At 39.8% G+C, this 13,169-nt stretch carries 13 protein-coding genes; all 13 read right to left on the reverse strand.

All coding sequences use genetic code 11. The annotated features are described in order from the left end of the window. Window positions 1-365 precede the first annotated feature (365 nt). The 13 genes from lysS to tilS all read right to left on the reverse strand — a co-directional run bounded on the left by lysS (window position 366) and on the right by tilS (window position 13,159). Window positions 366-1,850, reverse strand: a complete 1,485-nt coding sequence (gene lysS, locus ACWM35_RS24015; protein WP_454821420.1) for a lysine--tRNA ligase — start codon at window positions 1,848-1,850, stop codon at window positions 366-368. A 456-nt stretch (window positions 1,851-2,306) separates the two neighbouring features. After that, a complete protein-coding gene (gene dusB, locus ACWM35_RS24020) occupies window positions 2,307-3,305 on the reverse strand; it encodes a tRNA dihydrouridine synthase DusB (RefSeq protein ID WP_454821421.1) in 999 nt (332 codons plus the stop codon). 20 nt (window positions 3,306-3,325) lie between these two features. Beyond that, on the reverse strand, window positions 3,326-3,535 hold the full coding sequence (locus ACWM35_RS24025; protein WP_454821422.1) for a helix-turn-helix domain-containing protein: 210 nt from the start codon (window positions 3,533-3,535) through the stop codon (window positions 3,326-3,328). Beyond that, window positions 3,487-4,014: a 2-amino-4-hydroxy-6-hydroxymethyldihydropteridine diphosphokinase gene (folK, locus tag ACWM35_RS24030; RefSeq protein ID WP_454821423.1), complete on the reverse strand. Its 528-nt coding sequence runs from the start codon at window positions 4,012-4,014 to the stop codon at window positions 3,487-3,489. Before folK ends, ACWM35_RS24025 begins: the two co-directional genes overlap by 49 nt. Before the next feature lie 2 nt (window positions 4,015-4,016). Next, window positions 4,017-4,376, reverse strand: coding sequence for a dihydroneopterin aldolase (gene folB / locus ACWM35_RS24035; RefSeq protein WP_454821424.1), 360 nt, complete (start codon window positions 4,374-4,376; stop codon window positions 4,017-4,019). Then, entirely contained in the window at window positions 4,369-5,235 is an 867-nt protein-coding gene (gene folP / locus ACWM35_RS24040; RefSeq protein ID WP_454821425.1) for a dihydropteroate synthase, read from the reverse strand. Before folP ends, folB begins: the two co-directional genes overlap by 8 nt. 86 nt (window positions 5,236-5,321) lie before the next feature. Then, window positions 5,322-6,248: a cysteine synthase A gene (gene cysK / locus ACWM35_RS24045; protein ID WP_454821426.1), complete on the reverse strand. Its 927-nt coding sequence runs from the start codon at window positions 6,246-6,248 to the stop codon at window positions 5,322-5,324. A gap of 162 nt (window positions 6,249-6,410) precedes the next feature. Next, window positions 6,411-7,301, reverse strand: a complete 891-nt coding sequence (locus ACWM35_RS24050; protein ID WP_454821427.1) for a peptidyl-prolyl cis-trans isomerase — start codon at window positions 7,299-7,301, stop codon at window positions 6,411-6,413. Window positions 7,302-7,321: 20 nt separating this feature from the next. Then, window positions 7,322-8,200: an Hsp33 family molecular chaperone HslO gene (gene hslO, locus ACWM35_RS24055; RefSeq protein ID WP_454821428.1), complete on the reverse strand. Its 879-nt coding sequence runs from the start codon at window positions 8,198-8,200 to the stop codon at window positions 7,322-7,324. A gap of 32 nt (window positions 8,201-8,232) precedes the next feature. Continuing rightward, window positions 8,233-9,015: a type III pantothenate kinase gene (locus ACWM35_RS24060; RefSeq protein ID WP_454821429.1), complete on the reverse strand. Its 783-nt coding sequence runs from the start codon at window positions 9,013-9,015 to the stop codon at window positions 8,233-8,235. A gap of 116 nt (window positions 9,016-9,131) precedes the next feature. Further along, a complete protein-coding gene (ftsH, locus tag ACWM35_RS24065) occupies window positions 9,132-11,075 on the reverse strand; it encodes an ATP-dependent zinc metalloprotease FtsH (protein WP_454821430.1) in 1,944 nt (647 codons plus the stop codon). Between the two features lie 126 nt (window positions 11,076-11,201). Further along, window positions 11,202-11,747, reverse strand: a complete 546-nt coding sequence (gene hpt / locus ACWM35_RS24070; protein ID WP_454821467.1) for a hypoxanthine phosphoribosyltransferase — start codon at window positions 11,745-11,747, stop codon at window positions 11,202-11,204. A 26-nt stretch (window positions 11,748-11,773) separates the two neighbouring features. Further along, window positions 11,774-13,159: a tRNA lysidine(34) synthetase TilS gene (gene tilS, locus ACWM35_RS24075; protein WP_454821431.1), complete on the reverse strand. Its 1,386-nt coding sequence runs from the start codon at window positions 13,157-13,159 to the stop codon at window positions 11,774-11,776. Window positions 13,160-13,169 lie beyond the last annotated feature (10 nt).

Consider the following 13,169-nt stretch of genomic DNA (forward strand, 5'->3'; position numbering starts at 1 on the left):
TCCTGAGCCAGGATCAAACTCTCCAAGAAAGTTGATATAGCTCATAAAGTTACGTTGGCTTAGTTTCTATAGTAGAAACTAAAATATTATTGTTTGTTGACGTTTTTGTTTGTTTAGTTTTCAAAGATCAATTTCTTCGAATCGCTCAAAGGCGACTTTCTTATAATATCAAGTTATCAACTTAAAGTCAATAACTTTTTTTATTTCTTTTTTAAAACTTCGTTGTTTCGCAACAACAGATATTAATATACCATCATTATTTCATGTGTGCAATAACTTTTTCAGCAAAATATTAAAGTAACAATTTTCAAATTCCTTCATGTATGAAATAAAATAACACCGGCTCAGGAGCCGGTGTTAAAAAATTAACGATGTCTCATTAATGGGAATAATAATACATCACGAATCGATGGTGAATTGGTTAATAACATAACTAGGCGGTCAATTCCGATACCTAGGCCGCCAGTAGGAGGCATTCCGTACTCCAATGCCTCAACGAAATCTTCATCCATTTCATGCGCTTCATCATTACCTTGTTCACGTTCTTTTAATTGCGCTTCGAAACGTTCACGCTGATCAATTGGATCATTAAGCTCTGTAAATGCATTCGCATGCTCACGCGCAACGATAAATAGTTCAAAACGATCTGTGAATCTTGGGTCTTCATCATTTTTCTTCGCAAGCGGAGAAATTTCAACCGGGTGACCGTAAATGAAGGTAGGCTGAATTAGCTTTTCTTCTACTTTTTGCTCGAAGAATTCATTGACGATATGTCCGTAAAGCATATGTTCAGTAATTTCCACCCCATGTTCTTTTGCAATCGCACGGGCATCTTCAACACTCGTTTCTTTCCAGAAGTCGACTCCAGTGTATTCTTTAATGGCATCAACCATATGAAGTCTTTTCCACTCTGGAGTAAGATCTACTTCATAATCACCATATTGAACAATTGTAGTTCCTAATACTTCTTGGGCAATATGGGCAATTAGATTCTCAGTTAAACTCATAATATCGCGATAATCAGCATAAGCCTCGTAAAGTTCAATCATCGTAAACTCAGGATTGTGTCGGGTAGATACACCTTCATTACGGAATACTCGTCCAATTTCATAAACTTTTTCAAGACCACCAACGATCAGACGTTTTAAATGAAGCTCAATCGCAATCCTCATATATAACTCCATATCAAGAGCATTATGATGTGTAATGAACGGTCGAGCAGAAGCACCACCTGCAATGGAATGCATCATTGGTGTTTCCACTTCTAAATATCCGTTATTATCTAAATAGCGGCGCATAGATTGAATAATTTTACTTCTTGAAATAAAAGTCTCCTTACTTTCTTGGCTGACGATTAAATCTAAGTAACGTTGACGGTAGCGCTGCTCCACATCCTTAAGACCATGGAATTTATCCGGTAATGGACGTAGTGCTTTTGTTAAGAATTCAAATTCTTGAACTTTAACAGAAAGCTCACCAACTTTTGTTTTAAATAAGGTTCCTTTAACCCCGATGATATCTCCTAAATCTGAGCTATCAAATATTTCATACGCGGACTCACCAACTGCATCTTGTCGTACATACACTTGAATTTGCCCAGACAAATCTTGAATATTAGCAAAACCAGCTTTTCCTTTTCCACGCTTTGTCATCATTCGACCAGCAAGTGAAACAGATACATTCTTCGTTTCTATCTCTTCTTTTTCTAACTCCCCATATTGCTCAACTAATTCTTTGATACTATGAGAACGTTCAAATCGTTTACCGAATGGATCTAACCCATTTTCACGCATTGCGTTCATTTTTTCACGTCTTACCAAAAACTGGTCATTTAATTCTTCCTGACTCACGCTTAATCAACTCCAATACTTTCTTTATTATGTAAGTCGCATTCAAGCTGCGGCATTCATTTTTTCTACATACTTTATTATTTTACACAAACTTGCGAATTCAGACATTAAAAAAAGATTAATATATAAGAAAAGCGGAAGCGCCCTGGTCAGCGGCGTATGGCCTCCTCGAAAAAGAAAAACACTTTTCCTTCGTGCGATGCCAATGCTTACGAAGCCTTCCTTTATGGAGCGCTCCAACCGAGATAAAGGAAACACGAAGAGCGATAGCGCATTCGTGCTTGACTTATCGTAGGGCGGAGAGCGAAGGACACTAGCCGCTAGGGCGCTGGAGCTGGATAATTCTCAAAGTCTTATGTTAAACATTCTTATCTTATAGAAAAACTGCCAGTATTTCCACTGGCAGCTTGCTTTTAGTCAAAAACATTATAGAAAACGTGATTAGTAAAGTCAAATTTATCCTACTATAACCTGACTTTCCCTCACTTCTACTTCAGCGACCATATCATTTAATAGCGTTACTAGCTGGTCACGGGTATTACATTCATTAATCGTATTCCGAAACTTTCCATTTCCCGGTACGCCTTTTAAATACCAAGCAGCATGCTTACGCATTTCCCTTACGGCAATATACTCATCTTTAAGTGCGATTAAACGATCCAAGTGTAAGATACAAACATCCATTTTTTCACGGACAGATGGCTCACCTAATAGTTTTCCCGATTCAAGAAATTGAACAGTACGATAAATCATCCAAGGATTCCCCAGAGCCGCTCTTCCGATCATCACGCCGTCACAGCCGGTTTCATCCAGCATTCTCTTTGCGTCCTGTGGAGTTTGGACATCACCATTGCCAATAAGAGGGATATTGATTGCTTGCTTCACCTCTTTGATAATGTCCCAGTTTGCTATTCCTTCATACATTTGCACACGAGTCCGTCCATGGAGAGCAACGGCTTTTCCTCCTGCACGTTCAACAGCCTGTGCATTTTTAACTGCATAAATATGATCTTCGTCCCAACCCATTCGCATTTTTACAGTAACAGGCTTTTCTACAGCATCTACAACAGCTGAAACCATTTCATAGATTTTGTTGGGGTCAAGAAGCCATTTTGCTCCTGCGTCACATTTTGTGATTTTCGGAACCGGACAGCCCATGTTGATATCGATAATATCCGCATTCGTATTTTTATCGACAAATCGAGCTGCCTCAACAAGAGTTTCTTTTTCGCCACCGAAGATTTGCAGACTAAGTGGCTTTTCCCGCTCATCAACATAAAGCATATTCATTGTTTTTTCATTTTTGAGAACAATTCCTTTATCACTAACCATTTCTGCACATACAAGACCTGCTCCAAATTCTTTCACCGTTAAACGGAAGGCTGAATTACATACTCCGGCCATTGGTGCTAACACTACTTGGTTCTTCATCTGGATATCGCCAATTTTCAACATGCCGAAACCTCCTCTCCTACTTATTCAATAGAAGGTGCTAATTCTTCAATACTTATGTTTAAGGTTTGACCGATTTTTTCAAGTAAATCTCCTGTCGGCAGGCGATTTCCCCTTTCGATCTCCCCAATGATTGAAACTGATACACCTAATTCCTTCGAGAAACTCTCCTGTGTATAACCTTTTAGCTTTCGATAGGCTCGAATACGTCTACCCCATTTTTCCGCTTCCATACTCGGACTCCTTCTTTGTTAGGTAATTCGTTTATCCCTGATTCTAATGATGTTTCCTTACCTGGAATAATGATGTCAGGATTTATCTCTAACAGAGGAATCATCACAAAATTCCGTTCCCCCATCCTTGGGTGGGGAACAATTAGTTTCTCTGTTTCAATATTTTCTTGGTTATAAAGGAGAATGTCAAGGTCAATTGTCCGCGGTCCCCAGCGGACATCTCTTTTCCTTCCAAGTTCTACCTCTGTTGTTAAGCATGTATTCAATAGCTCATGGGCGCTCCATTCAGTCTGGACCTCTATCACCATGTTTAAAAATAAATCTTGGTCTTCATATCCAACAGGATCTGTTTCATAAACAGAGGAGTAATTTACCAACTTCACTTCCGGATAATGATTTAATCGTTGAATAGCTTTCCTTAAGTAATCATAACGATTACCGATATTTGATCCAAGGGCAATAAATACTGTATTTCCCATTTTTATCTACTCCTCGTAATTTCTACGGCGACTGACTTGTAATGACCTGGAATCGGGGGATCTGGTTTAATAACCTTAACAGTCGTTTCAGCTATCAGAGGGAACTTACACAGAATAGACTCTGCCATTTTTTCAGCCACTGCTTCCACCAATTTAAAGGGTTTTCCTTCAACGATCTCTTTACATACTTGAAAGAGCTCTCCATAGTTAACGGAATGTTCTAGTTCATCCGTTTCTCCCGCTTTTTTTAAATCTACATGGACCATTAAATCCACGATAAAACGCTGTCCAAGTCTTGTTTCTTCTGGAAAGACGCCATGATAGCCATAAAACTCCATCTGGTTGACATAGATTTTATCCATTGCTTACACCCTTCCCCATTAGCGCATCCATCATTTTCGCCATTCTGCTCATTTCCTTTACATCATGAACTCGTATGATATGGCAGCCCTTTTGAATACCGTAGCAGATGGTCGCCCCTGTCCCTTCCATTCTTTCGTTCACAGGAAGATCGAGGGCAGTACCAATCATTGTCTTTCTTGATGTTGCTAAAAGGACGGGATAGCCCGTTGCTGTTAACACATCTAAATGCTGCATCATTTGAATATTTTCCTGATAGTCTTTCGCAAAACCAATGCCTGGATCAAGAATAATATTTTCGTCCTTTACCCCAGCTTGTTTCACGAGGTTTATACTCTCATATAAATCATTCATGACATCTCTGATAAACAGCTGATAATTCCGGTCTGGACGATTATGCATCAGGATAATCGGGACATTGTAATCTGCCGCAACCTGCGCCATTCTTATGTCGGCTTTTGCCCCCCATACATCATTAATGATATGTGCACCCGCCTCAATTGCGTGTTTGGCTACCTCCGCTTTATATGTATCGATCGAAATCGGAACATTAATATTCCGGGATAGAGCTTTAATAATGGGAATGACCCTGTTTAACTCCTCTTCTACTGAGACAGCTGCATGTCCTGGACGTGTGGATTCACCGCCAACATCGATGATATCAGCCCCATTTTCCACCATGTTTTTCGCATGCATAACTGCCGTTTCGATATGATTGTATTGGCCCCCATCTGAGAAAGAATCTGGCGTGGCATTTAATATCCCCATAATCATTGTTTTCTTCCCCAGTTCTAACGTATAGCGGCCACAATGAATGCTGTGATTACTAGTTGTCTGCAATTTGGTCATCCCTCTTTTCATTTTTTCTACTCCTTACATCATACAAGAAGAATGATATTTGAACAAAAAAAGAAGTTAGCAAATCGCTAACCTCTTTTGAACGTTTATTAGTTTTCATATTGGTAAAGCGCTGTGCTTAGGTAACGTTCACCATTATCAGGAATGATCGCTAGTACCTTTTTACCTTTTCCTAATTTTTTCGCTAACTCTAATGCCGCATGGATTGCTGCACCTGATGAGATTCCCCCAAGGATACCTTCTTCTTTTGCTGCACGGCGGGATGCTGCAAATGCTTCATCCGCTTGGACCTGTATTACTTCATCATAGATTTCGGTATTGAGTACTCCCGGAACAAAACCTGCTCCAATCCCTTGAATCTTATGTGGGCCAGGCTTTCCGCCAGATAATACTGGTGAATCAGTAGGCTCAACAGCAAAAATTTTCACATTAGGGAACTTCTCACGAAGAACCTCTCCTGCGCCTGTGATCGTTCCACCAGTACCGATACCTGAAATAAATGCATCCAGTTGATCCATTTGTTCAACTATTTCCTTACCGGTTGTTCTGCGGTGTACTTCAGGATTGGCTTCATTTTCAAATTGCTGTGGTACAAAGTAACCATTCTCTTCAGCCAGTGCATTCGCTTTTGCAATAGCACCTTTCATTCCCTCTGGTCCAGGTGTTAATACTAGTTCAGCCCCATACGCACGTAGAAGATTTCTTCTTTCTAAGCTCATGGTCTCTGGCATGACAAAAATTGCCTTATATCCTTTTGCTGCTGCAACCATCGCTAGACCGATACCTGTATTTCCACTAGTAGGCTCAATGATTGTATCCACACCAGGTTTGATTAAGCCTTTTTCCTCCGCAGCTTCTATCATAGCTAATGCAATTCGATCTTTAACACTGCTGCCCGGGTTGAAGTATTCTAACTTTAAATAAACCTCAGCACTATTTTCATCTACTAATCTGTTTAATTTTACAATAGGTGTTTGACCGACTAATTCGGCAACTGAATTTGCAACGCGTACCATTATGCGCACCTCTATTCCGAGTATTTTTATTGGATTTATTTAATTTGAATTTAACAGTTTTATACATGTTTTGTCAATTGTTTTGCTATTTAATTTTTCGAAAGAATTTGACAAATTAGTGACTCCAAAAAGAAAAGTACAGAATTAGATTCTGCACCTTCACTAGTTTGATTCTTTTTTGTCGTAAAACCATTCGACTTTTGCTTCTTCCCAGAAGGTTTCGGCGGAGGCGGATGTTTTCATTTGCTCTAAAGCAATTTCTCGGCGAATTTGCTGTTTTACATCTTTATAGGAATATTTTACGTCTTTTAGTTTTCCTTCGAGTTTTACTATGGCAAATCCTTGATCTACTTTAATCGGATCGCTCCACGCACCTTTCTTAAGCTTCTTAGCTGCTTTTAAGTACTCTGCAGGATAGCGTTCTTCCCCTTCAATCAGAAAACCAATATTGCCTCCCTCATTCGCCGAAAACTCCTCAATCGATTTTTCCATTGCTAATGCTGCAAAATTCGACCCTTCTGAGAGTTCCTTTATTGCCTTATTTGCCTCTTCTTCCGTTTTGACAATGATATGTGCTAAATGATAGGCAGTAGGAATATTAAAAAGCTCCTCGTTTTTCTCGTAAAAGCTTTTCATCTCTTTGTCAGAGATAACAACATCTCTAGTCAAAATTTCCTCTTGCATCAATGTGTTGCGGATTTGTCTTTTCCACTCTTTTTCGCTAGTTTTCGTTTCACTGGAAGGATTATAAGTGGTTCGAAGAATTCGATACTCCCGTTCTACATCCTTTTCCGATACCTTAATTTTATATTTCTCCGCCATCTCTCGGATAACTTGTTGATCAATCATATCCTTAAGGACATCTTTTCCATACCGTTTCTCTAATTCATTGAGCCACTCTTGTCTAGAAATCTCACTCTTCCCAATGGTCGCTACAGCTTCTTTTAACACCGCACCGCCCGCCTCATTCATCTTTGAAAGGAAAAAAGCAACGGTTAAACAGTTAAGCATAATAAGGGCTGCTATCACAATCCAAAGCTGCTTCCGCTTCAATTAATCCTCCCCCCAAATGCTTATTTAGCCTGACTTTGTAGTTCTTCTAATTCTTCCTTGGTAAAGTTATAACGTTCATTGCAAAAATGGCAGTGAGCTTCTGCCTGTCCATCCTCAATAATCATTGCTTCAATTTCAGCCGACCCTAAACCGACAATCGCATCAGCAAAGCGCTCCTTGGAGCAGACGCATTGGAATTTCACAGGCATGGTTTCAAGGACATTCACATGCTCTTTTGTAAATAACTCCTCAAGAATCTCTTCAGGACTCAAACCATTTTGCACTAATTTCGAGATTGGCGGAATCGACTTTAAGCGCTCTTCCACTTTTGTAATCGTTTCATCCTGTATCCCCGGCATTAATTGAAATATAAAGCCTCCAGCAGCAAGAATCGAATCATCTGGATTAACAAGTACACCCACCCCAACGGATGAAGGTACCTGCTCTGAAGTAGCAAAATAATAGGTGAAGTCTTCTCCTAATTCACCAGAGACGATCGGTACCTGACCAGAAAAGAAGTCACGCATCCCAACATCCTTCACAATCGTTAAAGTCCCGGTGGTGCCGACCGCACGGCGGACATCAAGCTTCCCATGCTCATTTGCTTCAAAATCCACCTCAGGGTTTGTTACGTAACCGCGGACCTCCCCTTTGGCATTACTATCGACAAGGATAACACCAAGCGGGCCTCCACCGTCAATTTTAATCGTAAGTTTATTATCGCCCTTTAGCATTGCTCCCATCATGACTCCAGCAGTAAGGGAACGGCCAAGTGCAGCAGAAGCGGTTCTCCATGTTCCATGTTTTCGCTGTGCCTCTGTCACAATCTCCGTTGTGCGGACAGCATAGGCTCTAATTTGGCCATCATAAGCTAAAGCCTTAACTAAATAATCATTCATTGTGTAACTCCTTTCTGGCTGTATGGTAAGCACTATCCATTCCTTATATTATCCATATTACGCTTATAGATTAATTGCAGTCCTTTTAAAGTTAAAAATGGATCGACAACATCGATCACCGTGGATTCTTGCGCAATTAAGCTAGATAATCCTCCAGTCGCAATAACCGTCGGCCGTTGTTCACTCTGATCCATCATCCTTTTCACAATTCCTTCTACCTGACCGACATACCCATAAACAATACCAGCCTGCATGGCCGCAACGGTATTTTTCCCAATAACTCCTTCGGGGCGGGCGATTTCGATCCGTGGAAGTTTAGAAGCTTTTGTGTAAAGTGCTTCTGTTGAAATACCTACACCAGGCGCAATGGCTCCACCCATGTACTGACGCTGTTCATTGATATAGCAATACGTGGTTGCTGTGCCAAAATCTACGATAATTAGCGGACTTCCGTATTCATGAATCGCTGCGACTGCATTCACAATTCGGTCAGCTCCAACCTCTCTTGGGTTTTCATATTTAATATTAAGCCCTGTCTTCATTCCCGGACCAACAACCATAGGATTAATATGAAAATACTTTTTACACATTCTTTCTAGAGAAAACATAATCGGCGGGACAACAGATGAAATGATAATCCCATCGATTTGTGAAAACGATAACCCTGAAGCGTCAAATAAGTTCTTAACAATCATTCCAAACTCATCTTCCGTCCGATTTCGATGAGTTTCTACACGCCAGTGATATTTTAGTTCCTCGCCCTCATATACACCTAAAACAGTATTTGTATTTCCAACGTCAAATACGAAAATCAAAACGATCACTCACTTTATCGAGATTTTTCTTTTGGTTACACTGCAAACATCATATCATAATTATTATTTTTTCGAAAAAAAAGAGTGCTCAATAGAGAAGCACTCTTTTAACCGTTTTACTTACTATCCAGATCTGAAGACGGTTTATCCGTTTCTTCATCCTTCTTTGTGCTGATGGTTACCTTGACATCATCTGTTTTTTTCGGACCTACTGGAACGCTTTCCAATGCTAATGTAGGCTCAGGCATATGACCATGGTCAACCAAGTATTTGATCTGTTCTGCCACAAGTGTTTCCACTTCAAGAAGTGTTTTAGCAATAAGATCTAATTTATCGCGATTTTCGGATAGAATCTTTCTTGCCTTTTCGTAGCAATCTTTAATAATCTGTTGAATTTCTAGGTCAATTTCATATGCAATTGCATCTGAATAATTTTGTTCATTATGCAGGTCACGCCCTAAGAAAACTTGACCTTGTGCTTGACCAAACTGCAATGGCCCAAGCTTATCACTCATACCATATTCAGTGACCATCTTACGAGCAATTCCTGTCGCACGTTGGAAGTCGTTATGGGCACCGGTGCTCACTTCACCAAAGACGATTTCTTCAGCTACACGTCCACCTAATAAACCGGTAATTTTATCGAGCAACTCAGGCTTAGTCATAAAGTAACGATCTTCACGAGGAAGCATAACCGCATATCCTCCAGCTTGCCCACGTGGAACGATGGTTACCTTGTGAACCATGTCAGCCTCATCTAGGACTAATCCAATGACTGTATGGCCAGCTTCATGGAAAGCCACGATATTTCGTTCCTTTTCAGAAATGACTCGGCTCTTTTTAGCTGGACCAGCAATGACTCTATCTGTCGCTTCATCAATATCTTCCATATCAATTTTCTTTTTACTTGCACGAGCTGCCACTAGTGCCGCTTCGTTCAATAGATTCTCTAAATCCGCACCTGAAAAACCTGGGGTACGCATCGCAATATTTTTTAAATTAACGGAGTCATCTAACGGTTTATTACGAGCATGTACTTTTAAGACTGCTTCACGACCAATGACATCTGGTCGGTCAACCGTAATTTGACGGTCAAAGCGTCCCGGACGCAATAACGCAGGGTCCAAAATATCCGCACGGTTTGTTGCTGCAATGATAATAATTCCTTCATTTGCACCAAAACCATCCATTTCAACAAGAAGTTGGTTCAAGGTCTGTTCACGTTCATCATGACCTCCGCCTAAACCAGCACCACGTTGACGTCCAACAGCATCAATTTCATCAATGAAGATAATACATGGAGCATTTTTCTTCGCGTTTTCAAATAAATCACGAACCCGTGAAGCCCCGACACCGACAAACATTTCTACGAAATCAGAACCACTGATTGAGAAGAATGGCACGCCAGCTTCTCCTGCTGTTGCCCTGGCAAGTAATGTTTTACCAGTCCCTGGAGGTCCTACAAGAAGTACCCCTTTTGGAATACGGGCACCAAGTTCAGCAAACTTTCTTGGATCCTTCAAGAATTCTACCACTTCAACTAATTCCTGCTTTTCTTCATCTGCACCAGCTACATCCTTAAAACGGACCTTTTTCTTATCGTCGTTATAAAGCTTGGCTTTACTTTTGCCAAAGTTCATTACTCGGCTTCCGCCGCCTTGAGCTTGGTTTAATAAGAAGAAAAATAAAATAAAGATAATCACAAAAGGAATAATGGATGTAAAGAATGTAACCCAGCCGCTAGTTTCTTTAGCAGGCATTACTTCAACCTTCGATCCAGCTTGATCAATACGTTCAAGTATCTTCTCGCTGTTTGGAACATAGGTAATAAAGTTTTTACCTTTATTTACATCTTCATCAAATTGCCCGCGAACTTCAAAGACACCTCGTTCAGGCTGCATTGAAAATTGTTTAACTTCCTTTGCTTCTAAGTGGGCAACAAACTTGTCATACGAAATATTATCAGTTGGTTCGTTACTGCCATTAAAGAAGCTGACCACGCCAATGATTACTAAAAATATCAATAAATAAAAGATGGTATTACGGAAAATCCGATTCATCTCTTACCTCCTCCCGCGGGTAAAAACTGTCATAAATGTATCATAGAAAATCATGGTAATTCAAGAAATTACACTTTAAATCCTAGCGTTATCATTTACTTCATACTTCCATTATCTAAGTTTTACTTATTCGTTCGTGCTATATACTTCCGGCTTCAAAACACCAATATATGGTAGATTTCGATACTTTTCGATATAATCTAAACCATAGCCGACCACAAACTCATCTGGAACAATAAAACCTACGTAGTCTGCCTTAATTGCACTTTTCCTTCCTGTTGGTTTATCCAGCAAAGTAACAATTTTGATGGATTTTGCTTTCCGGTATTTGAAAAGATCAACCAAATAGCTTAATGTTAAGCCGCTGTCAATGATATCTTCAATGATTAAGATATCTCTTCCCTCAACAGAAGTATCCAAATCCTTAAGAATTTTCACTTCACCCGATGATACAAAAGCTGATCCATAGCTAGAAACATCCATGAAATCCATTTCTAAATAGCAATCCATCCGCTTTAATAAATCTGCCATAAATGGCATTGCGCCTTTTAAAACACCAATTGCCAGTGGAAATTTATCTTTATATTCCTCTGTCAATTCTGCCGCTAACACCTTAATTTTTTCTTGAATTTCTTCTTCTGAAACTAATACCTTTTCAATATCCTGATTCATCATTTTTTGTGCCCCCTAGAAGATCGTTACTTATGATATATGAGTTGTATATATTGATTAACTGGGTTACCCATACCTTCAAATGATGCTTTTTTCAATCCAGGCAGCCACAGTATACAACCACAAGCATCCGTGATCACCGGCCAACTATCTCGATCCTGAATTGGAATTTTGTTATCGATAAAAATATCTTTCAGTTTTTTCGTTCCAGCCATTCCCTTAAGGCTCATGCGGTCTCCATTTCTTCTCGTTCGAATCACTAACGGAAGTTTAATCTTGTCAACTGGAAACATCGCCATGCCATCACCAGAGTCAAATTCCTTATCCTTAATGATGGACATTTTGACACTCGTACCATTTGGCAGGTCAATCACACCTGGTTCTTTCAACGTAAAGGAATAATTCAATGCGGCACTTATATCAAATTGGAAAGACAAATGATTATAAGAGCGAATGATCTTTAAACCATTGGGAAAATCAAGTGTTCCTGAAGGGTGAGGGTGCTGAATTAATGAAAACGTCTGATCTATATGTAGTGCTGATAATGAAGCAGGTTTTACTTTATAAAGATAGTTTAATATTAGTTGAATACCTCTTCTTTGTAAAGGAATTGGCACCTCAAGAAATCGGTAAATATCAATAGTTATTTTGTTCTTTTCTCTAGTTTTCATTACTGTATTCATTGTTTGGACAGTTAATTCCTGTAGAAATAACTCATCAGCCTGAATTTCCTCGCTAAATCGTTGAAAATGGTCATGAACATGGCTATTTTCTGCTTTTAAAAAAGGGATCACTTCTTGCCTAAATCGATTTCGGCTGTAAATGTTTTTCTCATTACTTGGGTCTAACCTAGGTTCTAAATGGTAATTTCGGCAGTATTCATTCATTTCCGCTTTTGTTAAACCTAAAAATGGCCGGAAAAGTGTCCCAGTTGCAAATGCCCGGGAAAAAGGGATACCAGCTCTTGCCGCTCCAGTACTTCCTCTCGTTAAGCGCATGAGAATCGTTTCAATTTGATCATCACCATGATGGCCCAGGGCTAAGTAATCATAGCCATATTTTTTCATTACTTTCGCAAAAAACTGATATCTAGCTTGCCTTGCTGCAGTTTGTGAATTAAGTCCTGATTGTTCGATAATCTCAGGAACATTGATCCGCTCCATTTCAAACGGAATAGCATTTTCCTCACAAAAAGCTTTCACGAACAGGGCATCTTCCAGTGATTCTTGACCTCTGAACATATGGTCAACATGGGCTGCAACAATCGCGATATTCCTTGTATCTTTCAGCCTCCACAAATAATGAAGCAACGCAAGAGAATCAGGACCGCCCGATACAGCGACGACAATATTTTTATTCTCTAGTTGAAATGAATGGCGCTTAAGCAAAGCGTCAACCTTTGATTCTAACATTTTACATTCT

The organism is Neobacillus sp. K501, assembly GCF_053749995.1.